Genomic DNA, 23,701 nt, shown 5'->3' on the forward strand with positions numbered 1-23,701 from the left:
ATGCGAAATTACATTAATAAATTACCCGGTAGCAGTCAGTGGATATTATCCGCGCTCATCCTTATATCCTGTTTATCTGCCTGTAAGCACAAAAACGTGCCAGATGTAAGTCATATTGCCATAAACGTTCAAATCGACCGTTTTGATCAGGCACTGATCAAGCTGGATACCAATAATATTCAGGCGGGCCTGCAACAGCTGAACAAGGCTTATCCGGTATTTCTGCCGGCCTATATCGAGCATATAATGAATTTCGGTCCCTATTCCGACAGCAGCAAAATGATACAGCTGCAGACCAATATGCTGATCGGTAATGCAGATTATCGCGTTTTACAGGATTCCATTAATGCACATTTCCCTAAACTGGATGTGCTGGAACGCGATCTGGCGCAAAACTTCCGCTATATAAAATATTATATCCCTTCTTTTCCTATTCCCGGTAAGGTAGTTGCATTTAGTTCTGTGATCAGTAACTATGGGGCCGTTACCATTGACTCTGTATTGGGTATCGGACTGGATATGTACCTCGGAAAGGATTTCCCAATATATGGTATACTCCCGGATTATCCTGTCTATATGATCCGCAAATTCTCTCCTGAATATATTACCACCAATGCTATACAGGCACTGGCACAGCAGGTATATCCGGGCGCTGCTCCGGGAGATCAGCTGGTAATACAACTGGTAAAGGCCGGTAAACTACAGTATTTTCTGGAACAGGTGATGCCTGAGACTGCAGACAGTATCCGATTAGGTTACACCAAAGTTCAGATGGACTGGTGTAAAGATAATGAACAGCTGATCTGGCAATTCTTCGTACAACAGAACCTGTTGTATAAAGCAGATTGGCAGAGCAATATGCATTACATGAATGACGGACCATCTACACAGGGAATGCCTGAAGATGCCCCCGGCAGAATCGGTACTTTTGTAGGCTGGAGAATTGTTAAAGAATACATGGAAAATCATCCGGAGGTAACCTTGCAACAATTGATGGAAGAGAAAGATGCGATGAAGATATTCTCCCAGTCAAAGTACAGACCTAAATAACGCTTAAGCATATACTTTTTAAATGCTTCTCTTTCAGGAGAAGCATTTTTTATTTCCAGATACAAAGTACTTATCTTTTCAAAGAGCAATCAAATACTGTCAACAAATCAATCTTGTAACACAATCTGCACTGGCTTAAGGATTCGAACCTTAACGAATAGTTTTGGAGACTATCATCCTACCATTAGATGAAGCCAATATATATAACAATCTGCTTCGCATATCTGCGAAATACATTGCACTGATCTAAGGATTCGAACCTTAATGAACGGGATTGGAAGCCGTCATCTTACCATTAGATGAAATCAGTATTTTATACAATTCCGTTCCGCGTACATATACGCCGAAACATAGCACTGGCTTAAGGATTCGAACCTTAACGAATAGTTTTGGAGACTATCATCCTACCGTTAGATGAAGCCAGTAGCAATAAAAAAAGCCCGATTGGAATACCAATCGGGCCTTAATGTCTTTATATATCTGACATCACACAGGAATCCGACTGGCATCTTGCTGACACCATGACCACGAATTACTGTATGACATATTTTTTTGCATGCAACAAAGATAGAATGAATTTTTTGAATAAAAATCTATCACTTAAAAAATTGTCAGTATTTATTTTTTTGTGCTTACACGAAGCTCTTCCTGTTTAACCATTGACTGATTTTCCCTTCAGTACGTCTACTACTGTTTCTCCGGGTAATATTCTATAGACAGGTATATTCAATGCATATCTGTTGCAAAGTTGCCTGATAGCATCATCGATCTGTGTCGCATTATATCTTGAAGAGAAATGACCGAGTATTAATGTTTCGATATTACTACCACTTACCATTTCTATTACTTCATCCAGCCGGCTGTGTTTATTCTTATGTGCATGCACTTTGATCTCTTCATCACGTTCAAGAAATGTTGCTTCATGAATAAGGATTTTTGTGTCATCCCATTTATGCAGATCATCAACAGGAGTATCACCAGAATAACTCAGGATATTCGTGCGCACTTCCATTGTTGTTGCATCTTTACCTTTTTCTATACCAATCTTACGGATTTCTTCTCCTGATAAACCTGCCAGTTCCGGACGCAATTTCCTTTTCGTCTGATAGATTTTATATCCAAGACTGCGGGTTACTTCGGGAGGTACAGGTACATGTTCATTGCGTATGGGTACCACCAGTATATCATCTTTCACACGAATCTCATCACCGGTTGTAACCGGCTGCCATACGGTACCTATTGCATAAGGATCAAATCTTGTAAAGAATTCATGCATTGCCGGAAAGGAACGGGAGTCTCGTGGGTAGTGTATCACGGGATAACCTTCTCTTGCGTTCAATTGATTAAACTGTAATAATCCGGTGAGGTGATCTCTGTCTGCATGTGAAATAAACACATGACTGATCTTTCTGCTTTTCTGCAAAAGCGCTGACATCATACCGTCTCCGGCATCCAATAAAATACCTAATTCTTCTATAAAATACCAGCTTGAAAATAATGCTGTTGAATAGCCTGTAATCGTTAGTTCCATTAAACTTTCTTCAAAATAATTGTAAGTATCCGTGGGATACCGTTTCTATCATTATCATCAAAATATTCATTCAGGTCTTCCACTATGAGACCATACTTTTTGGCGGACTGAATAAAGTCTGAAATATGATGATTAAAACACTCCAGTACTTCTGTCCCGGCAGTTGTATCAAAACGCGCTTTAGAGCCTGCATACTGTTTAAAAGGATGTAATTCGCCTATGTACACATACCCACCGGGATGCAGTGATTTCGATACCTGTTGAAAGATATGATCGAGGTTGTCAATATGCTCCAGTACCAGACTAAAGCTAACCAGATCATACAGGCCATCCTGAAAGTGCCATTCTTTTGTAATGTCTGCCTGTTTGAATAACACTCTGCTGGAAGAGATCTTTTCTTTCGCTTTATCCATCATGCCTTCTGACTGGTCGATCGCAGTGATGTATGTTGCTCTCTCCTGAAACCAGAGGGTATTCTTCCCGGTGCCACAGCCTATTTCAAGGCAGGTTTTGAACGATATATCTGCGAGTGAGGAGCGGAGTGCATATGCTTCCAGATCACGTGTTTTATTATCATTGGAATCATATTGCGATGCCCAGAGGTTGTAAGCTTGTTTGGTGTCCATATTATTTGCTTTGCTGATCAGGGGATTGATAATACTTACGCTACGTTAGTGCTACGAAAATAAGGTAGCACTAACGTAGAGTAAGTACTATATAAGTACTGCCAAAGGGGATTTCAGGGTAAAAAGTATCCACCGGCGCATGGCAGCCTTACAAGTATTATAAAAACTCAGATTAAACGTAAATCAATTTAGCTTAAAAGGCACAATCATCTGAAATTCGGGGATCTTGACTTCAAACTGTTTCTTATTCAGTTGATTTTCCATCTGGTAGGAGCCGTACATTTTACCGATCTCAGTACGCAGATTAGACCCTGAAACATATTGATAGCTTTCAGACGGGGCCAGCAGTGGCTGTACGCCTACTACGCCCTCTCCTTCAACTTCGCGGTGGGTGCCATTGGAATCGATGATATACCAGTGGCGACGAAGTAACTTTATTGGGAAAGTATTGTTGTTTTCAATGGTAATACGGTAGGCGAACATAAATTCACTACCAATCGGATTTGAATAATCCGGTTGATAAAATGTCTCCACACTGATGGTAATGCCGTCTGTTACTTTCTTTACCATATTACACCTCCGTTTCGTTTAACGTAAAAATAAGCAAAATAAATCCAGTAGTACTAAAAATTATATGTCCTGAAAGACTTTAACTTTTCATTTAGAAGTACCCACGGCGGGTATTAAACGAGGGTATTTTAACTGACAATAAGCAACTTACACAATAACAACTCTTTCCATGATTGCGGAGTCATGTTCAGCTGCCCTCGCTTCTACTTCAAAACGGTTGGCGTAATAACCAACTCTCGCACATTCCCATAAGTACTTCCAAAGGAAGGGGATTAACCCTAATTCCCTGTATTGCATTACATGGCATATTTCGTGCCTGACCCACCATTTGTGACTAAGAAAGTCTTCCCGGGTAGCGCCGTGGAGGTGAATTGTCTTTCCTATTACCATAGCGATCTGGTTTCCACCCATATAACGGGCTGCCAGACGGGCCAGCAATGATCGCTCTTTTATGTAACAGGTCACAGGTTTCATCACTTAAAAATACAAATTAGGAATGACGAATTGTACAGAACCACCATTCATTTTGTTCATATACTATCCGTCATTCCCAGGATGTTATAATGAGAATCTACGGGAAATATTGAAGCCCCATCTGAACTGTCCCTGTAGCCAGGAGGAGCGTGTTTCCGTAATAAACTGGTTTTCCAGAATAGCTGTAGAGTTACCGAAAGTAATATGGAATACGTGTCCGCCGGTCTCCAGTTCGAGCCCTGCCGCCAATGGATTATACAATTCTCTTCCCTGTGCTTTGAAATAATCTTTGCTTTCCTGACTGCGGAATGGATAGTAGTATTCCAGCAACAGGCCAAGGCGTTTGGTGAACTTCAGTCTGCCGCCGCCACCTAATGCGAAGATATCATTCTGGTCTTTGTAGCCCACCCTGTTACGGTGTACTAATGTAGGCAGTAAGGTCAGCGACAGGCTGGGTGTGAATTTACGGGCAATGATCAGTTGACCGGTATAAGACATACGATCACTGAATTTTCCAAAATAGCTGGCATCGGAGATCGTTTTGCTGGAGGTCATGCCACTTACCGCGGCATTACCAAAGAGGCTTATCGTCAGTGGTATGTGATCGTCAGTAGTTTGCTGTAACAGCTTGTATTTGGCCAGTCCTTCGTACAACTGGGTCAGGTTACCGGAACCTTTTGTACGACCGATACCGACCATTAAACGGTCAGTAATACCATATTCAAAAGCAATACGGATATCGGCGGAGTTGTCCATTCCGAAAAAGGTCTTAGGACCGCCAAACTCACCTCCGAGGTCACCGAAATGGTGTGCTACCCTGAAATCAAGCTCTCGTTTTTTCAGGGTTTCAGGAGAATGACCCTGTATGATACGGGTAGATTTGTAGGTGGCAATCACCGGTTCATGAGTCTTTACTTCTTCCTTATCGACAAGTGATTCAAGGCTTTCCTGAGCGAAGGAATGTAGTCCGAGGCAGCAGCCCAGCAATAACAGATAAATATGTTTCATAGGATCTGACAGATTATTGTTTTTATCAGGAAGCGGCGCTATAGGCGGCTTTCACCGTTACTTCCACTACTTCTGCAATGTTTTTAATAACCAGTGTTGGTATTTTAATGTGATGATCAGCCAGTTTTACATTGAATCTGGCATTAGCTGAAGGCTTTCCATCTTTTACGATGATAGTGGCTTTCTCCTTGTAGGGTTTATCTACACCATGCAAGGACAGTATACCATCTACGGTCACTTCATAGGTCCCATCTTTATGCAGGTCGGGAGGGGACACCAGTTTGCCTTTAAATATGGCATATGGGTATTTTTCACTCTCGAGGTAATTTTCATTAAAATGCTCTTCCATGAGCTGTTTCTTGAACTTGAAGGTATTTACGGCTACTTTGAAATACAGTTCGCCGGTTTTTACGTTCATGGCAGACGTTCCTTTGTCGGTAGTCGCGTCTATGTCTTCAACAGGTGTAGCTGAGAAGAAGGATAATCCGGTATTGCGGCACATAAATACATCCTGTGCGAATCCGGCATGTGCAAGAAATAATACTGCGAGCAAAGCAATCATTTGTTTCATTGTAAACTGTTTTTTTGAAATGGGTTATCAATCTGGCATTCCATGGTTCAGCCAGCAGTTAATTGAGTCACGCGTTCCTTCACTGAGTTTGCCACGGGGGGGCATATCTGCGTTAGGGCTGGTTACCCTTTCCCTGAACAGTGCCTCATTGGCATTGAGGTAAGTTTTCAGCTTTTCCAGTGTTGAAAAGTCTGATACGACAAAGTTGCCGGTACCTTTATGACACGCGCCATTCGTACATTTTGTCGAAATGGTGGTCATAATGTAGGCGGATGTAATTACTGCGGTATCGCAGGCAGTGGGCGTAATACCGGGTTCCGGAGCGGGTGCCTGTTCGGCTGTACAACTGTACACGAAAAGCATCGCCAGCATGGGCAACAGCGCGGTTTTCATAGGTTTTTTCATTTCACTTTCGATTTAAGGGCGGTTTATCCGGCCGGGTCTTTGAATGGTTATTTGTTTTAACGCTTAAAACAAAAATATATTTTATAATTGACAGTCCATAACCCGGATACGTTTCAGTTGCCATTCCGAAGGCCCCGATATGCCTGTTTATTCCCGATTGTTCATTCTTCTTTTCTAATTCAAACAGGGTCTATGGACTATCAGCTGAATTTTAATATTTTTGTTTTTATGAACATTGATCAGCTTTACGATATTTACCGGCAATATCCATCTGTCCAGACAGATACCAGACAGCTCAAGGCAGGCGATATTTTCTTCGCACTGAAGGGCCCGAATTTTAACGGGAATACCTATGCGGCCGCGGCACTTGAAAAAGGAGCTGCATTTGCTGTAGTCGATGAGGAGGCGTATTATACGCAGCCGGATAAGATGATGCTGACCAATGATGCACTGGAAACCTTACAACAACTGGCGCTCCGTCACAGACAAAGTCTGAATATTCCCTTTCTGGCCATCACAGGCACTAACGGCAAAACGACTACGAAAGAGCTGATCAGTACTGTATTGGCGAGTGCATTCAAGACGACTGCTACTGCAGGCAACCTGAACAATCATATTGGTGTGCCTTTGACGATATTACGCATTCCTGCTGATGCGGAAATTGCAGTGATTGAAATGGGTGCTAATCATGAGCATGAAATTGAGGCCTATTGTAAGGTAGCGCTTCCCACACATGGTATCATCACCAACATCGGAAAGGCTCATCTGGAGGGCTTCGGAAGCCCTGAAGGTGTACGCAGGGCGAAAGGGGAACTGTATGATTTTCTGCGTAACAATAATGGTACTGTTTTCGTGTGCAATGAGTATCCTTACTTAATGGATATGAGTAAAGGTATTCCAACGGTTATTACCTATGGTGAAACGGCTGCTGATTATACCGGTCAGGCGCTTGCAGACAGTGCATTACTGAGCGTAAAAGTAACTAACAAAGAAGGACTCGGACAGATCGATAGTCAGCTGGTAGGCGCCTATAACTTCCCGAATGTAATGGCTGCTGTCGCAGTCGGATTACACTTTGGTGTACCTGCTGAAAAGATACAACATGCGATCTCTTCCTATACACCTTCCAATAACCGTTCTCAGGTTATCAGACAGGGCAGCAATACCATTATCATGGATGCTTATAATGCGAATCCATCCAGCATGAAAGCTGCAATAGACAACTTCGCCGGTATCACTGCGGAGAAGAAAGTATTGTTATTAGGAGGAATGATGGAACTGGGTGATGATAGTGTAGCAGAGCATCAGGCACTGGTGGATCTTTTACAACGTACACATTGGCATGCAGTGGTATTGGTAGGCGGGGATTTTATCAAAACGAATCATCCTTACATCTTTCTGGAGAATGCGGCAGCAGCGGCATCGTGGTTACAACAACAACAATTTACTGACACCTATTTACTCATTAAAGGATCGAGAAGTATGGGTATGGAAAAAGTAATTGCGTAAATACCTATTGACATATTTATCGGATATAACAAGGGACTTCTTTAAAAGAAGTCCCTTGTTATTTATAATAATAAGATCCGCTCAGCAGGCTGTCACACATTACAATAAGTGTAATATTAACACCCTTTATAAAACAGCTGCAAAACAAGTGCTGATAAAATAAATACCTAATTAAAAAGGGGGATGCATACTATCGTAAATGATGTTGCGTTTTATAGACTTATCCTTCTCATAATAACCTGGTCAGCTTTTACATAAAAAAAGAGACCTGCAAGCTGGAAAGCCCGCAGGTGTTCATAACCTATGCCAACTTTAGAGTATTATAAATAAGTTTGGATGATTACGTCTTTTCAAACGGATATCCGATATATAAAATGTGATTATTATTATAGTGATGATTTAGTTTTTACAAGGCATATGAGACCATTGGCTAAAAATTATTTTTCTTACGAGGCATAATTTCTAATGAGGTTTTAACGGGCTATTCTTCAGGGTAAAGCTTGATTTAATAAGATAATGTAAGGTATATCATATTGCTGCTAATACACTTGCGAACACTTCCGCGCTCTTCATACCAACAATTTTGCGTCTTCTTTGTTTAAAAATCTTAGTTATTTTGATTGATGTCTTTCTCCTAACGTGTCTGTCTACATGTGTCTGAAATATATTTACGAACGCTTTAATCTTCTGGATTTCATTATTTGAAAAAAATCTCAGATTTCCTGGCAAAGCTCCACCAGTACACCGTTTGTACCTTTTGGGTGCAGGAAACAGACCAGTTTATTATCTGCTCCTTTTTTCGGTTGAGTTTGTAATAAAGTGAATCCTTCTTTGCTCAATCTTTCCATTTCTGCGTAGATATCAGTCACTTCGAATGCGATGTGATGTATACCCTCACCCTTTTTGTCCACAAATCTGGCAATAGCGCTGTCGGGGCCGGTAGCTTCGAGAAGTTCAATTTTTGTTTGTCCGGTCTGGAAAAAAGCGGTTTCCACAAACTCGCTTTCCACTGTTTCTTTTTTATAGCAATCACTGTTCAGAAGCTTCTCAAATAAGGGGATTGAGACTTCTAACGATTTGACTGCTATTCCTATATGTTCAACTTTCTGCATATAGCAATTTAACAATTTATAGCAGAAATAACCGTTCTCTATGTTGTTATCATTTCTTACAATGATCGTGGTAGGTAAGCAAAGCAATTAAGCATTAAATTTGTAGTAAAGGAATCAACAAGTACAACTAAAGACCGACAGATATGCTAAAACTGCCCGTTTACCTGGATTACAATGCTACTACCCCCTGCGATCCGCGTGTAGTAGAGGCCATGCTTCCCTATTTTTCGGAGACATTTGGGAATGCATCCAGCCGTAACCATTCTTTCGGGTGGGCAGCAGAGGCAGCAGTCGATCTGGCCCGTGAGCAGGTAGCTGCGCTGATAGGTGCAGATCCCAAGGAGATTATTTTCACCTCCGGAGCTACCGAAGCTGATAACCTTGCGATGAAGGGCGTATTTGAGATGTATGCTGATAAGGGCAATCATATCATTACGACAGAAATTGAACACAAAGCAGTGCTGGACACCTGCAAGCATCTGGAAAAGCTGGGTGCTGAGGTAACTTACCTCAAAGTGAACAGTGAGGGTCTTCCGGATCTGAAAGAACTGGAAGCTGCCATCACACCAAAAACCATTCTGGTGTCCATCATGTATGCCAATAATGAGATAGGGGTTATTAACCCTATAAAAGAGATCAGCGCCATTGCCAAGAAGCATGGTGTGCTGATGATGAGCGACATATCCCAGGCGGCAGGAAAAGTGCCTGTGGATGTCAACCGCGATGGTATCGACCTGGCGGCCTTCAGCGCTCATAAGCTCTACGGTACGAAAGGAGCAGGTGCCCTTTATGTACGCCGCAAATCTCCCCGTGTAAAAGTAACTGCACAGATGGATGGCGGCGGACATGAACGTGGGATGCGCTCCGGTACGTTAAATGTACCCGGTATTGTAGCTTTCGGAAAAGCCTGTGAATTATGCCAACAGGAAATGGAAGCAGAAGGACAAAGACTGGCAGCCCTGCGTGACAAACTGGAAAACGCATTGCTGCAACTGGAAGAAACCGTTGTCAACGGATCAAAAACCAACCGTTTACCGCATGCCACCAACATTTCCTTCCGTTATGTGGAAGGAGAAGCCCTGATGATGGGTTTTAACAAAAATCTTGCGCTATCATCCGGTTCTGCCTGTACCTCCGCCTCTCCGGAACCCAGTTACGTATTGAAAGGTCTTGGCCTCAGTGATGATATGGCCCATTCCTCCATCCGTTTTGCGCTGGGACGCTTCACAACTGAAGAAGAGATCGATTATGCTATTCAGACCGTCACTGATACGGTGAATAAACTTAGAGAAATAAGTCCGCTGTGGGAAATGTTTAAAGAAGGTGCGGACATGAGCTCAATAGAGTGGTCCCGTCTTTGATACAGTGAACATATTGGGGACGATTGGTGAAATCTTTTATACTTATGCTTATGGCTTACGCTGAAAGAGTTCTTGATTATTACAACAACCCAAGAAATGCGGGAACACTGGATAAGTCCAGTCCGCAGGTGGGGACAGGGTTAATACACGTGCCGGAGTACATTGAAGTAGTTAGGATACAGATCGAAGTGAGCCCGAAAAGGCATGTTATTATGGATGCGCGCTTCAAAACCTTTGGATGTGGCGCTGCCATTGCAGCTACCTCTATTACGACAGAGTGGCTGAAAGGAAAAACCATCGAAGAAGCCGCCAGGCTTGATCATATGGACATTGTGGAAGCATTGAGCCTTCCACCTGCCAAGATACATGCTACCATTCTCATCGAAGATGCAGTGAAAGCCGCTATCAACGATTACCGCTTCAAAAATGGGCTGGAGCCGCTAAAAGAAGAAGAGGTACCTGAAGAAGGGTATGAACTGGAAGAAGAGCATAACTAAATAATTAACTGATCAATTGTGCGTTAATAATCGGGATTTGAGCAAAATACCTGCTTAAATCCTAATTCTTAATTCGTAATTGATCATTTTTAATTATATATATTTGTGCTTTCTGTCTCACTATGCTAGCAATTTTTAAAAAAGAAATACATCAGTTTTTCAGCAGCATAACCGGATATGTCGCCATCATCCTATTTCTGCTGGCTAACGGCCTGCTGTTATTCGTTTTTCCAGATACCAGTCTGCTTGATTATGGATACGCTAATCTCGACCCGCTTTTTGAGCTGGCCCCCATGATCTATCTCTTGCTTATTCCGGCTATTACCATGCGTAGTTTCGCGGATGAATTCAAATCCGGCACAATGGAGCTTTTAAGCACCAAACCATTGAGCTGGTGGCAGATCGTCGGAGGCAAATTTGCAGCCGGTCTCGTAGTCGTACTGATCTCATTGATTCCTACTATCGTTTATTATATCGCAGTCAGACAATTAAGCGCTGATCCTGCGAATCTTGACAATGGTGGCATGACAGGTTCCTATATCGGCCTGTTCCTGCTGGGCGCCGTATTCACCGCCATTGGTGTATGGTCTTCCTCCCTGACCAGCAATTCAGTAGTCGCTTTCCTTATTGCTATTTTTACCTGCTTTATATTTTACAATGGTTTTGATGCGCTGAGCAAAGTGCCGGCCTTTTCCGGCAGCGCTGATTACTACCTGCGTATGGCTGGTATCAAGTTTCACTACACGTCTATCAGCCGTGGTGTGATTGATAGCCGGGATATTATTTATTTCCTGAGCATCATCGGCCTGATGCTCTATCTGACAAGATTATCACTGCAACGCAGGATATGGGATTAATTTTTAAAAACCTCTTTTGTGGCTATTAATAGAAGGAATAAATACATACAGCGGGCTATACTTGTGGTGGGTGTTCTTGTAGGGATCAATATACTGGCTGCTTATTTTCATACCCGTCTGGACCTGACCGCTGAAAAAAGATATACACTTACTCCTGCTACGAAAAGTCTGCTCCGCGGACTGGATAGCACAGTTACCATAGAAGTTTTCCTGAAAGGTGATTATCCGGCCAATTTTCGTCAGCTGGCACAAACCAGTCAGGAATTACTGGAAGAATTCAGGGAATATGGCGGCAACCGCATACAATTCTCCTTTCAGAACCCCGGGCAGGGCCTGCCAGACTCCGCCCGTATGACTTTCCAGCAATACCTTGTAGAAAAAGGCATCATGCCCTTTAATATGCAGGTGCAGGAAGATGCTAATCAGGGATATTCTGAAAAACTGATCTTTCCGGGTGCATTGATACATTACGGTACCAGAGTCGTTGGCGTGAATCTCCTGAAAAGTCAGGGCGGACTCAATCCTGACGCGGCTATGAATAACTCGGAGTCCCTGCTGGAATACCAGTTCGCGAATGCGATCTATCAGCTACAACAGAAACAGACACCACTAGTGGGATATATGCTGGGTAATGGTGAGCAACTGGGAGCGGAAGTATACGATGCTCTTACCACTCTGCAGAACAACTATCTGCTGGATACCCTGACACTTCAATACATCTCCTATATTCCTAAAGAGTTTGACGCGGTTGTATTTGCAAAACCTGCCACCCGCTTCTCTGATGAAGATAAGCTGAAGATAGACCAGTATGTAATGAATGGCGGTAAGGTATTGTGGTTTGTCGATGAACTGAATGCCTCTATTGACAGTCTTTCACATCAGGAAAGCTTTGTTGCATTTGATAAAGGATTGAATCTGGAAGACCTGTTGTTCCGTTATGGCGTACGTATCAATCAGGACCTTGTACAGGACATGCAATCTGATTTCGTGCCACAGGTTGTGGATCGTACCGGTCAGATGCAGCCGCTGGCATTCCCTTATTTTCCTTTGCTGGTGCCTACCGGTGCACATCCGATTGTAAAAAATATGGACCTCGTGCTGAGCCATTTTGCCAGCTCCATCGATACGATAAAAGGTGGTAATATCAAGAAAACGGTATTACTGACCAGTTCTGCTAACAGCCGCACGGTAAGTTCTCCTGTGGAGGTTACGTGGAATAGTCTGCGCAGGAAGCCGAACCCACGTGAGTTCAATAAAAAATTCGTTCCGGTAGCTGTGTTACTCGAAGGGGAATTCACTTCCCTGTTCCGCAACCGTCTGGACGCCGGCACACAACAGGCGATTCAAAAGGCAACAGGCAGACCGTTCAAAAACAACAGCGATACGATCAATAAAATGATCGTTGTGAGCGATGCCGATGTCATCACCAATGCTTTCTCACAGAAAAGTGGTCCACTACAGATGGGGGTCAATCTCTATGACCAATCCATGGTTTATGCCAACCGCGAATTCTTCCTTAATACCCTGGGCTACCTGACCCATAACTCAGGCATCATGGACGCACGTAATAAAGAATTAACCCTGCGTCTGTTGAATCCGGAAAAAGTAAAACTGGAGAAAAGCAAGTGGCAGGCAATTTGTTTCATCGTTCCTATCGGACTGATCTTATTGTTCGCATCGGTATTTATGTTTTTCAGGAAAAGGAAATTCGAAGTATAGTATTAGCCGTTACCAGTGGGGCTGTCAGCCGATGAGCCGTATCAATACACAGTTGTATTTGTCTGTAAATAATTGATTTATAGACAATAGACTATCATTTCCCGGCGTTGGAAGAACATGACAGCTTTTCGTAACAATCACAGCCAGAGACTATCCACGATAGTCGTCAAATATTCATTGATCGGGCATATCTATGGACGGAAGTCTATCGACTATGGACTATTCCCCATATATTTGCCCAGCGATAATTTAAAAGCGGCTACCTGAACCCCTGAAAAACAAGAGCCAACTTTTAAATAAAATTAATACCCGGTAAACCCGGAATCATTAAGGGAAGCAGTGAAACGCAAACACGCTTTTCACATCAAAATATAACCACACGTGTATAACGCAGAAAGTATCAGCAAGGTGCTGAAAGGTGAACTATTGCAGCAGACGGGTAATCCGGAGATTGAACACATTTTGCTGGACAGCCGGAAACTCAGCTTTCCTGAAACGTCTATTTTTATACCACTGGTAAGCAGCAGGCGTAATGCCCACCAGTATATTCAAGAGCTGTACGAGAAAGGTGTTTCCAACTTTATCGTGAGTGAACCTGTGCCAGAGGGGAGATATCCGAAAGCCAACATCATATTAGTAAAAGACACAATGCAGGCCCTGCATGCACTGGTAGCTTATCACCGGCAGCAGTTCCATATACCTGTGATCGGTATTACCGGCAGTAATGGTAAGACCATCGTCAAAGAATGGCTGTATCAGCTGCTGGAAAAAGATTACAATATTGTCCGCAGTCCTAAAAGCTATAACTCTCAGATCGGTGTTCCTCTCTCTGTATGGCAGATGAAACCGGAACATCAGCTGGCTATTTTTGAAGCAGGCATTTCCCAACCCGGGGAAATGGAACATCTTGAGAAGATCATCCGTCCGAATATCGGCATCTTCACCAATATCGGGGAGGCGCATAATGAGGGCTTCCTGAACATCCGTCAGAAGATCAATGAAAAGCTGGTATTGTTTTCCAAAAGCGACCTGCTTATCTATTGCAAGGACTATCTCGCACTGAACGAATGCGTGCTGAACTTTCACAATCTGGTAGGTAAGAAAGACAATCATGAAGGCGGTTTGCAGCTGTTTACATGGTCCCGTAAGACGGAGGCTGACCTGCGCATTATCAGTGTTGATAAAAGTGAGCATCATTCCCGTATTGACGCCCTGTATCAGACAGTTCCCATCCATATCAATATTCCTTTTGTAGATGAAGGATCTGTGGAGAATGCCATTCATTGCTGGGCACTGATGTTGCATCTGGGTATGGAACATTCTGTGATACAACAGCGGATGGATCAGCTGGGCAATATTGCCATGCGTCTGGAACTGAAGCAGGGTATTAACAACTGTTCTGTTATCAATGACAGTTACAATTCCGATCTTGGTTCATTAGCCATTGCATTGGAGTTTCTGCAGCAGCAACAACAACATCCTACCCGTACCGTCATCCTCAGTGATATCTTACAGAGTGGCAAGAGCGATGCGTCTTTGTATGAGGAAGTAGCCAGTCTGCTCCAGCAAAAAGGCATCAATAAAGTGATCGGTATCGGGAAAAATATTGTCAGAGAAAAGAAATGCTTCCAGCAGATCACAGGTTTGAAAAGCAGCTTTTTCCTGACGACAGAAGAATTTATCCAGCAATTCAATCAACAGGATTTCCAACATGAAACCATCCTGCTGAAAGGAGCGCGTATATTTGAGTTTGAGCGGATTGGCAAACTACTGGAACAGAAAGTGCACCAGACAATACTCGAGATCAATCTGAGTGCTGTAGCACACAATGTAAAGCAATATCAGTCACTGCTGAAGCCGGAAACGAAACTGATGGCCATGGTGAAAGCATTTTCTTATGGCAGCGGAAGTTTTGAAATTGCAAATCTATTGCAGTTCCATGGTGTAGATTACCTCGCCGTTGCTTATGCTGATGAAGGAGTGGAACTGAGGAGAACAGGCATTACGATGCCGATTATGGTGATGAACCCTGAGCCCAGCTCTTTTGACGCCATCCTCCAATGGAACCTTGAACCCGAAATATATTCTCTCCACCTGTTAAAACAGTTTGAAGAAGAAGTACAGCTGGCAGGTAAAACTGCTTTTCCTGTACACATTAAACTGGATACAGGCATGCACAGGCTGGGTTTTGAGAAGAAAGACATCCCCGAGCTGGCCCGTTTGCTGAGTGATAATATCTATCTGAAAGTAAATTCCGTATTCAGTCATCTTGCTGCCAGTGAAGATCCTGCAATGGATGCCTTCACCAAACAACAGGGACAGTTATTTTTCGAAATGAGCCATGAACTGCAAAAGGCATTGGGCTATACGGTGATCAGACATATTGCCAACAGCGCAGCTATTGAGCGTCATCCTGATCTGCAGCTGGATATGGTCAGACTGGGTATCGGTATGTACGGTATTGACAGCGCTGACAAAATGCAGGATCAGTTACGTCCGGCCAGTACACTGAAAACGACGGTTGCACAGGTAAAACACCTGTCCACCGGCGATACAGTTGGCTACGGGGCCAAATGGGTGGCAAAAGGCCCATCTGTTACGGCGACGGTACGTATCGGGTATGCAGACGGCTATCCCCGCCGCCTGAGCAACGGAAAGGGAAAGATGCTCGTACGCGGGCAGCTGGCCCCTGTGGCAGGCATTGTGGCCATGGATATGCTGATGCTGGATGTAACGCATATTCCGGAGGTGACAGAAGGAGACGAAGTGATCGTATTTGGCAATGAGCTGCCGGTACAGCAGGTATCTGCCTGGGCAGAGACCATTCCTTATGAAATATTAACAGGAATTTCGCAGCGGGTGAAGCGGGTATATTTCGAGGAGTGACCGGAAATTCCGATTTTGCACATTATTATTATTTTTGATAAAATTTTAAACCTTTGAAATATCGTCACGTAATCTGGATTGTTGCATTGGTGCTGGTTTTTGATCAGGCGCTGAAATTCTGGATAAAAACCCACATGAACTTTAGCCAGGAATTTATCATATTTCCTAACTGGTTCCGCATTCACTTTACCGAGAACCCCGGTATGGCCTATGGCCTTGAGCTTGGCGGTGAGTGGGGCAAGGTATTACTGACGCTTTTCCGTCTGGCGGCCGTAGTCATTGGCTTCAAATATATGAAGACATTGGTAAAACAACAGCACCATACCGGTTTGCTGATATGTGGCGCCCTGATACTGGCTGGTGCTGCAGGTAATCTGATAGACAGTATGTTCTACGGACTGATATTTTCAGAGACTAACTTTTACGACGTGGCTACCTTCCTGCCAAAAGGCGGTGGATATGCCTCATTCCTGCACGGAAAGGTGGTAGACATGCTTTATTTCCCTGTTTACCGTGGTTATCTGCCTAATTGGATACCATTTAAGGGAGGAGAGTATTTCGTGTTCTTCAACCCGATCTTCAACATCGCAGATGCAGCTATTTCTGTTGGTGTGATCACCATTCTGATATTCCAGAAGCGTTTCTTCCACAAGCATATTGCAAAGCAAGAAGCTGAAAAAGAAGCTGTTGCAGCGACAAAATAAGCTTATCAACATACTTTAAAAAGCGGTCTGCCTGAGGTAGACCGCTTTTTTTTTAACGTTTTCTTTGAAAACTTGAAATGCCGTATTACATTTGTCCACAATTCCGATAGACTAATAGATATATTAAAGCTAAAAGTAGTATTCACCACCAATAAACTAAACGATGGACACTTCTTTACGATGTTGTTGAGCGCTACGCACCACTTTGCCCCAATGAATCCATAGGGGTAAGTCCCCCATATTTATTTCACAAGACCAATTCATATATAATAAACTATAGTTATGTCCGCAAAAAGACGCACTATTCGTATTGCATACCTATGGCTGTTCGTGTTATTAATGCCTGTACTGGCCCAGGCACAGCTGAACGGCTCTTATATCCTTGCTGGTAAAATTGCCGGTGACGGAGGAGAACCTTTGCCCGGTGCGACTGTTCAGATAAAAGGAACATCTTTTGGTGCTACCACTGACAGCTCCGGACGGTTTGAAATCACTGCCAATACTAAATTTCCGCTTAAACTGCAGATACGCCTTCTGGGTTATCAGCCACAGGAATTTGATGTAAAAAACAGCAATAGCCGTTTACAGATACAGTTGGTTACCCAATCGCTCCTCGTAAATGAGGTAGTGGTATCTGCTTCCCGTCAACAGGAAAAATTGCTAAAATCGCCGGTGGCCATCGAAAAGCTCGATGTAAGAGCCCTGAAGGAAACTCCCGCCGCCTCTTTCTATGATGCGATCGGTAACCTGAAAGGCGTTCAGATGACCACTGCAGGTCTGACTTTTAAAGTATTCAATACACGTGGTTTTAACGTGCCTAATAACTTCCGTTTCATGCAGTTAATTGATGGGGTGGATAATCAGGCCGCTACACTCGGCGTGCCGCTGGGTAATGCGATCGGACCCACAGAACTGGATATCCAGAGTATCGAGGTTACACCCGGTGCGTCTTCCGCCTTGTATGGTATGAATGCACTGAACGGAATGTCCAACCTGATTACCAAAAACCCTTTCCAATATCAGGGTATCAGCGTATATCAGAAAGTAGCTTTTAACCATTTTGACGGTAAGGGCAGTTCTCCGAAACCGATCACCGAAAGCTCTTTCCGCTATGCACAGGCCCTGAGCAAGAAATTCGCTTTCAAAGTGAACTTCTCTTATATGGAAGGTACTGACTGGTATGCGGACAGTCACAATGACTTCAATCCCGGCACCAAAGCCAATCCTGACTTCCCACAGCTGGTAGGCGCTGATAATACGGCCAATGATGCGTGGAACAAATATGCAGATCAAAGTTCATTCCCTATCACCGATAAAAATGGTAAATCTTATAACGTATCCCGCACGGGGTACTGGGAGAAAGACCTTGTGGGTGATTACAAGGTAAAGAACATCAAATTTGATGGTGCGCTGCATTACAAGCTCACGCCAAAGATCGAAGCGTCTTATACTTACCGTGTTGGTAAAATGGATGGTTTCTTCCAGCGTGGTAACCGTATCGGTCTGAAAAATGTAGTTGTACAGAATCATAAAGTAGAACTGGTAGGAGAAGACTTCACTTTCCGTTCTTATATGTCATTGGAAAATACGGGTGATTCCTATAACATGAACCCGTTGGCGGACAATCTCGAGAAGTCTTTCAAGACAGACAAACAATGGCAGGCTGACTACAAAAACGCGCTGAATGCAGCACTCGATGCTACCGGCAGTAATATTGCAGAAGCCCACAGAGCAGCACGTGCGGCAGCTGATAAAGGACGCTGGACACCCGGTACCGCAGCCTTTGATGCACAACTGGCGAAGATCAAAGGCATCAATGACTGGGATATTTACCCGGTATCAAAAGACAGCACCAACAAAAGTGGTGGCGCTGCTTTATTGCAGATGAGCCATTTTTATCATGCAGAGGGTACCTGGAACCTGCGTAAATATGTGCATTTCATGGATGTACTGGTAGGTGCAGATTATCGTACCTATGAGATCATTCCTGATGGTAACAACTTTGTTGACCTGACCAAACCATTGGATAAACGTAACACACCCGGTGGTAAAAATATCTGGTATGGAAAAGTAGGTGGTTTCGTACAGGGCAGCAAGTTATTCCTGCATGATCAGTTGAAAGTAACAGCGTCGCTTCGTTACGATAAAAGTCAGGAGTTCTCCGGCAAATTCAATCCACGTGTAGCAGCGGTGTATACCACGCCAAACCAACGTCATAACTTCCGCGCTTCATGGCAGAACGGTTTCCGTTTCCCTTCATTGTTTGAAGCTTATTCCTTCGTGAACAATGGTGGAGTAAGACGTGTCGGTGGATTAGCCTTCATTGAAGAAGGACTGGGATATTTCAAGAATTCTTACCTGACTTCCAGTGCTACTGCCTTCACTACTGCAGTGAATAAAGCAACCAATGCTGATCCTACCCTGAGCCGTGCAGATGCAGAAGTACAGAATGCGAAAGTGCTGAAAGTAGCCAACCTTGATCCTATCAAACCGGAGCAGATCCAGTCATTTGAAGTAGGTTACAAGAGCGTACTGTTTGAGAATAAGGTATTTGTAGATATCGACGGTTATTTCAACACGTACAATCACTTTATTGGACAGGTGGAAGTGGCAGTACCGCAGACGGGCGATGTAAACAACCCTACGCAGGAGGTATTGAATCAGATGTATGATAAACAATTCCAGAACCGTTACAGGGTATGGACCAACAGTAAGTCTACTGTACAGAATTATGGTTTTGCAGTAGGTGTGACTTATAACTTCCTGAAGAGCTTCACCATCAGTGGTAACGCCAACTATAATACTCTGGCACAGGATAAGACGAAGGATGATGCATTGATCCCCGGTTTCAATACACCAAAATGGTTTACCAATGTCAGCTTTGGTAACAGACAGGTAGCGCGTAACCTGGGTTTCAACGTAGTATGGCACTGGCAGGATAAATTCTACTGGCAGAACCTGTTTGGTAACGGTGACGTACCAGCTTACAGCACGGTGGATGCGCAGGTAACCTACGGATTACCCAAACTGCATACCTCAGTAAAAGTGGGTGGATCTAACATCTTCAATACTTCTTACTTCCAGTATGTGGGTGGTCCGACCATCAAAGGTTTGTATTATGTAGCGATCACATACGATCTGCCTTTCAAGAAAAAATAATTATTACAGATAATAAATAAATGTCACCCGCCGGCAGCGATGTTTGTCCGGCGGGTGTTTTTTTTGCTACTGTGGATCATTTCCCGATCTCCATCCTCGCTTCTTTTTAATAATCTTCATCACATTTTAATCTCCCGCATTTGGATATCCGATGATTTAAACATACCTTAGTCTATCATATCTATAGACTATATAACTGAAGTAATACATGTCGCACAACGAGGAGATAGACCAACTTGAAAAAAAGTATGCTACCGTGGAACGTCAGGAAATGTTAATAGACCTTGTCAATGAGGAAAACCGTCACCGGCCGTTCTTATGGCTGTTGATTGGTCTTATTGCCGTGGCTGTATTGGCAGGGATAGGCGTTCTGACCTACTACGGCACTTCAGCTGCTACGCATACGAGGGTTTACGAGTTTACGCAGTCTCTTTTTACGAGAGAACTGCTGTTCTATATTCTGGTAGGTCTGGCGGCGCAGACAGTAGATGGTGCACTGGGTATGGCTTACGGCGCTACTTCGTCTTCATTACTGTTAGGCCTCGGCATTCCTCCTTCTGTTGCCAGTGCAAGTGTACACGTAGCAGAGGTCTTTACTACAGGCGCTTCAGGAATCTCGCATTTCCGTTTTGGGAATGTGAATAAGAAGTTGTTCCTGTATCTGCTGGTACCGGGTATTATCGGGTCTATTGCCGGATCTTTCCTGATCTCCAATATGAATGCAATTGCTTCTGCGGTACCTTTTCTTTCCTATTTCACGGAGGAGAATGTAAAACCTTTCATCAGTGCTTATTTACTGATATTAGGTGCGATTGTATTGAGAAAAGCATTTCTGCCTAAAAAAGCGAAAAGTAAAACTAAACGCCTTGGGTCACTGGCATTCTTTGGGGGTTTTATGGATTCGTTTGGTGGTGGCGGATGGGGTCCGATTGTAACGTCTACTTTGCTGAGCAAGGGGCGTTCGGCACATTACACGATCGGTTCGGTAAATGCGGCTGAATTTTTCATATCACTTTCCAGTGCAGGTACATTTCTTATCTTTGGGGCAATTGCCGGCTGGCCGGTTATCATCGGGCTGATCATCGGTGGTGTGATTGCCTCTCCGTTTGCAGCGATACTGGTGAGAAAGATCAAGCGTAAGCCTTTGATGATCATGGTAGGTACATTGATCATTCTGTTGAGCCTCCGCACTATTATCATTACACTCTTACACTAACATAAACCGGATTACCGGTTGAAACAAAGGGGTATCTATTCGTATAGATACCCCTTTGTTATTGTATATCGTTTGTGATATTTTATTTGATATCACCCACCATGTTAATTGGGTTTACCCACTCGTCAAATTCTTCTGGTTTTACGTAACCCAGTTTCACCGCCATTTCTTTCAGGGTAGTACCTTCTTTGTGAGCTGTCTGCGCGATCTCTGCAGCTTTGTAGTAACCGATTCTTGTATTCAGTGCAGTTACCAGCATCAGGGAGTTATCTACGTGCTTTTTGATATTTGCTTCGATAGGAGCGAGACCTACTGCGCATTTATCGTTAAAGCTTACACAACCATCACCGATCAGGCGTGCGGAGTGCAGGAAGTTATAGATCATTACTGGTTTGAACACGTTCAGTTCGAAGTGACCGGTAGCACCACCGATGTTGATAGTCACGTCGTTACCCAGTACCTGTGCAGCGATCATTGTCAGAGCTTCACACTGTGTCGGGTTTACTTTACCCGGCATGATGGAAGAACCTGGTTCGTTGTCAGGGATGTGGAGTTCACCGATACCGGAGCGAGGGCCGGAGCTCAGCATACGGATATCGTTAGCGATCTTCATCAGGCTTACTGCAACAGTTTTCAGGGCGCCGTGTGCTTCTACGATTGCATCGTGAGCAGCCAGTGCTTCGAATTTATTTTCAGCGGTGATGAATGGCAGGCCGGTCAGGTTAGCGATGTGTTTAGCCACATTCTCGGAATAACCTTTAGGCGTATTGATACCGGTACCTACAGCGGTGCCACCCAGTGCCAGTTCGCTCAGGTGTTCCAGTGTGTTTTTGATGGCTTTCAGACCGTGGTTCAGCTGAGAAACGTAACCGCTGATTTCCTGTCCGAGTGTGAGTGGCGTTGCATCCATGAAGTGGGTACGGCCGATTTTCACGATATGTTTGAAAGCTTCTGCTTTTTCTGCCAATGTATCTCTCAGCTTTTCGATACCTGGAATAGTGGTTTCGATCAGCATTTTATATGCAGCAATGTGCATAGCAGTAGGGAAAGTATCGTTGGATGACTGTGATTTGTTCACGTCGTCATTTGGGTGCACTGCTTTCTCTTTGTCGGTCAGCAGACCACCATTGATTACGTGTGCGCGGTAAGCAACCACCTCATTCACGTTCATGTTGGACTGTGTACCTGACCCGGTCTGCCATACTACCAGTGGGAACTGATCATCCAGTTTACCAGCGAGGATCTCATCACAAGCCTGTGCAATCAAATTTGTTTTTTCCTGAGACAGTACACCCGCATCCAGGTTGGTCAGCGCGGCCGCTTTTTTCAGGTAAGCAAATGCCTGGATAATTTCCTTTGGCATTTTGTTAATATCCTGCGCAATCCTGAAATTGTCGATAGAACGTTGAGTTTGAGCACCATAGTAAGCATCTACAGGTACTTTCACTTCGCCCATCGTGTCTTTCTCTATTCTATATTCCATATGCTTGATTTTTTGCGGTACAAACGTACATATCAATTATGAATTATCAATTACAAATCGGGAATTAAAACGGGGGTAATGCCCTGATAATACTGCTAAGTCAGGTTTTGAGTGATACAATTGTCCGGAGTGCGCTTATTCTCCGATAAACTTCGCCGGTCTTTTCTGAATAAAGGCGGATGCACCTTCCTGCATGTCTTTGGTAGCGAAGCAGGCACCGAATTCATTCAGTTCTGTTTCAAAGCCATCCACTACATAGTTTTGTGCGGCGTTGGCACATTTGATGACACGGGCGATAGCCAACGGGGCTTTTGCATGTATCTTCTGTAGTAATTCAGTCGCTTTGGGCAGCAGATCGGCTGGGGCTACGACGTGGTTCACCAGTCCCCATTGCAGGGCTTCATCTGCGCTGATCATATCGCCGGTCATCATCAATTCCATGGCTTTTCCTTTCCCCACGAGTGTTGTCAGGCGTTGTGTACCTCCATAACCGGGAATTAATCCCAGATTTACTTCCGGCTGTCCGAACTTCGCGTTGGTAGCAGCTATTCTGAAGTGACAGGCCATAGCGAGTTCACAACCACCACCCAGTGCAAAGCCATTCACGGCTGCTATCACCGGTTTAGGACAATCTTCTATATGTTTGAATACCACGTGTCCTTTCTTGGCCAGTTCTACACCCTGCTGATCAGACAGTTCCAGAAATTCTGAGATATCAGCTCCTGCTACGAATGCTTTTTCTCCCTGACCGGTGATAACGGCACTACGGATATCTTTATTGGAATAAACTTCATCGATCGCGAGGGCCAGTTCAGCCATGACCTGTTGATTCAGGGCATTCAGTTTGTCGGGGCGGTTAATGTAGATAAAAAGGGTATTATCCTTGAGCTCTGTTTTGATGGTATGATACATGAGATCCGGGTTTTGTTGGATGGCTAATTTAAGGTTTTAAACATTGTTATG

At 43.9% G+C, this 23,701-nt stretch carries 20 protein-coding genes; 10 read left to right on the forward strand and 10 right to left on the reverse strand.

Translation table 11 applies throughout. The annotated features are described in order from the left end of the window. On the forward strand, nt 1–1,050 hold the full coding sequence (locus FEF09_RS18630) for a hypothetical protein (protein WP_186774400.1): 1,050 nt from the start codon (nt 1–3) through the stop codon (nt 1,048–1,050). A 652-nt stretch (nt 1,051–1,702) separates the two neighbouring features. Here FEF09_RS18630 and FEF09_RS18635 read toward each other — a convergent pair. From FEF09_RS18635 to FEF09_RS18665, 7 genes are all read right to left on the reverse strand, one after another. Then, nucleotides 1,703–2,581 (reverse strand): MBL fold metallo-hydrolase, encoded by an 879-nt coding sequence (locus tag FEF09_RS18635; protein WP_146306513.1) that lies wholly within the window; start codon nt 2,579–2,581, stop codon nt 1,703–1,705. After that, the gene (locus FEF09_RS18640; RefSeq protein ID WP_146306514.1) at nt 2,581–3,207 is read right to left on the reverse strand and encodes a class I SAM-dependent methyltransferase; all 627 of its coding nucleotides are present in this window, start codon (nt 3,205–3,207) and stop codon (nt 2,581–2,583) included. The genes FEF09_RS18635 and FEF09_RS18640 overlap by 1 nt, the downstream gene beginning before the upstream one ends. 183 nt (nt 3,208–3,390) lie before the next feature. Next, on the reverse strand, nt 3,391–3,777 hold the full coding sequence (apaG, locus tag FEF09_RS18645; RefSeq protein ID WP_012787898.1) for a Co2+/Mg2+ efflux protein ApaG: 387 nt from the start codon (nt 3,775–3,777) through the stop codon (nt 3,391–3,393). A gap of 147 nt (nt 3,778–3,924) precedes the next feature. Then, nucleotides 3,925–4,251, reverse strand: coding sequence for a DUF4157 domain-containing protein (locus tag FEF09_RS18650; RefSeq protein WP_146306543.1), 327 nt, complete (start codon nt 4,249–4,251; stop codon nt 3,925–3,927). A gap of 84 nt (nt 4,252–4,335) precedes the next feature. After that, a complete protein-coding gene (locus FEF09_RS18655) occupies nt 4,336–5,259 on the reverse strand; it encodes a DUF5777 family beta-barrel protein (protein ID WP_146306515.1) in 924 nt (307 codons plus the stop codon). 25 nt (nt 5,260–5,284) lie between these two features. Then, complete coding sequence (locus FEF09_RS18660) at nt 5,285–5,830, reverse strand: YceI family protein (RefSeq protein WP_146306516.1); 546 nt, start codon at nt 5,828–5,830, stop codon at nt 5,285–5,287. Nucleotides 5,831–5,857: 27 nt separating this feature from the next. Beyond that, nucleotides 5,858–6,235, reverse strand: coding sequence for a hypothetical protein (locus FEF09_RS18665; RefSeq protein ID WP_146306517.1), 378 nt, complete (start codon nt 6,233–6,235; stop codon nt 5,858–5,860). Nucleotides 6,236–6,463: 228 nt separating this feature from the next. On the opposite strand from FEF09_RS18665, the gene murF reads away from it, so the two are divergent. Then, on the forward strand, nt 6,464–7,744 hold the full coding sequence (murF, locus tag FEF09_RS18670) for a UDP-N-acetylmuramoyl-tripeptide--D-alanyl-D-alanine ligase (RefSeq protein WP_261387594.1): 1,281 nt from the start codon (nt 6,464–6,466) through the stop codon (nt 7,742–7,744). A gap of 713 nt (nt 7,745–8,457) precedes the next feature. Here the strand turns inward: murF and mce are convergent. After that, complete coding sequence (gene mce, locus FEF09_RS18675; protein ID WP_146306519.1) at nt 8,458–8,856, reverse strand: methylmalonyl-CoA epimerase; 399 nt, start codon at nt 8,854–8,856, stop codon at nt 8,458–8,460. A 143-nt stretch (nt 8,857–8,999) separates the two neighbouring features. Here mce and FEF09_RS18680 point away from each other — a divergent pair, with 143 nt between their 5' ends. The 8 genes from FEF09_RS18680 (at nt 9,000) to FEF09_RS18715 (ending at nt 21,255) form a co-directional block, all read left to right on the forward strand. After that, entirely contained in the window at nt 9,000–10,217 is a 1,218-nt protein-coding gene (locus FEF09_RS18680; protein ID WP_146306520.1) for an IscS subfamily cysteine desulfurase, read from the forward strand. 50 nt (nt 10,218–10,267) lie between these two features. Then, entirely contained in the window at nt 10,268–10,714 is a 447-nt protein-coding gene (locus FEF09_RS18685) for an iron-sulfur cluster assembly scaffold protein (protein ID WP_146306521.1), read from the forward strand. Nucleotides 10,715–10,836: 122 nt separating this feature from the next. Next, on the forward strand, nt 10,837–11,571 hold the full coding sequence (gene gldF / locus FEF09_RS18690) for a gliding motility-associated ABC transporter permease subunit GldF (protein WP_146306522.1): 735 nt from the start codon (nt 10,837–10,839) through the stop codon (nt 11,569–11,571). Nucleotides 11,572–11,589: 18 nt separating this feature from the next. After that, nucleotides 11,590–13,290, forward strand: a complete 1,701-nt coding sequence (gldG, locus tag FEF09_RS18695) for a gliding motility-associated ABC transporter substrate-binding protein GldG (protein WP_146306523.1) — start codon at nt 11,590–11,592, stop codon at nt 13,288–13,290. Between the two features lie 381 nt (nt 13,291–13,671). Beyond that, entirely contained in the window at nt 13,672–16,176 is a 2,505-nt protein-coding gene (locus FEF09_RS18700; RefSeq protein ID WP_146306524.1) for a bifunctional UDP-N-acetylmuramoyl-tripeptide:D-alanyl-D-alanine ligase/alanine racemase, read from the forward strand. 53 nt (nt 16,177–16,229) lie between these two features. After that, nucleotides 16,230–16,880, forward strand: a complete 651-nt coding sequence (locus FEF09_RS18705) for a lipoprotein signal peptidase (protein WP_146306525.1) — start codon at nt 16,230–16,232, stop codon at nt 16,878–16,880. A 282-nt stretch (nt 16,881–17,162) separates the two neighbouring features. Then, on the forward strand, nt 17,163–20,039 hold the full coding sequence (locus FEF09_RS18710; protein WP_146306526.1) for a TonB-dependent receptor: 2,877 nt from the start codon (nt 17,163–17,165) through the stop codon (nt 20,037–20,039). 208 nt (nt 20,040–20,247) lie between these two features. Next, the gene (locus FEF09_RS18715) at nt 20,248–21,255 is read left to right on the forward strand and encodes a sulfite exporter TauE/SafE family protein (RefSeq protein WP_186774401.1); all 1,008 of its coding nucleotides are present in this window, start codon (nt 20,248–20,250) and stop codon (nt 21,253–21,255) included. 82 nt (nt 21,256–21,337) lie between these two features. Here FEF09_RS18715 and fumC read toward each other — a convergent pair whose 3' ends face one another. Next, a complete protein-coding gene (gene fumC / locus FEF09_RS18720; RefSeq protein ID WP_146306527.1) occupies nt 21,338–22,738 on the reverse strand; it encodes a class II fumarate hydratase in 1,401 nt (466 codons plus the stop codon). Nucleotides 22,739–22,873: 135 nt separating this feature from the next. Continuing rightward, entirely contained in the window at nt 22,874–23,650 is a 777-nt protein-coding gene (locus tag FEF09_RS18725; protein WP_146306528.1) for an enoyl-CoA hydratase/isomerase family protein, read from the reverse strand. Between the last annotated feature and the right edge of the window lie 51 nt (nt 23,651–23,701).

Origin of the sequence: Chitinophaga pinensis (genome assembly GCF_007896845.1) — a bacterium.
GTDB classification, from domain to species: Bacteria; Bacteroidota; Bacteroidia; order Chitinophagales; family Chitinophagaceae; genus Chitinophaga; species Chitinophaga pinensis_C.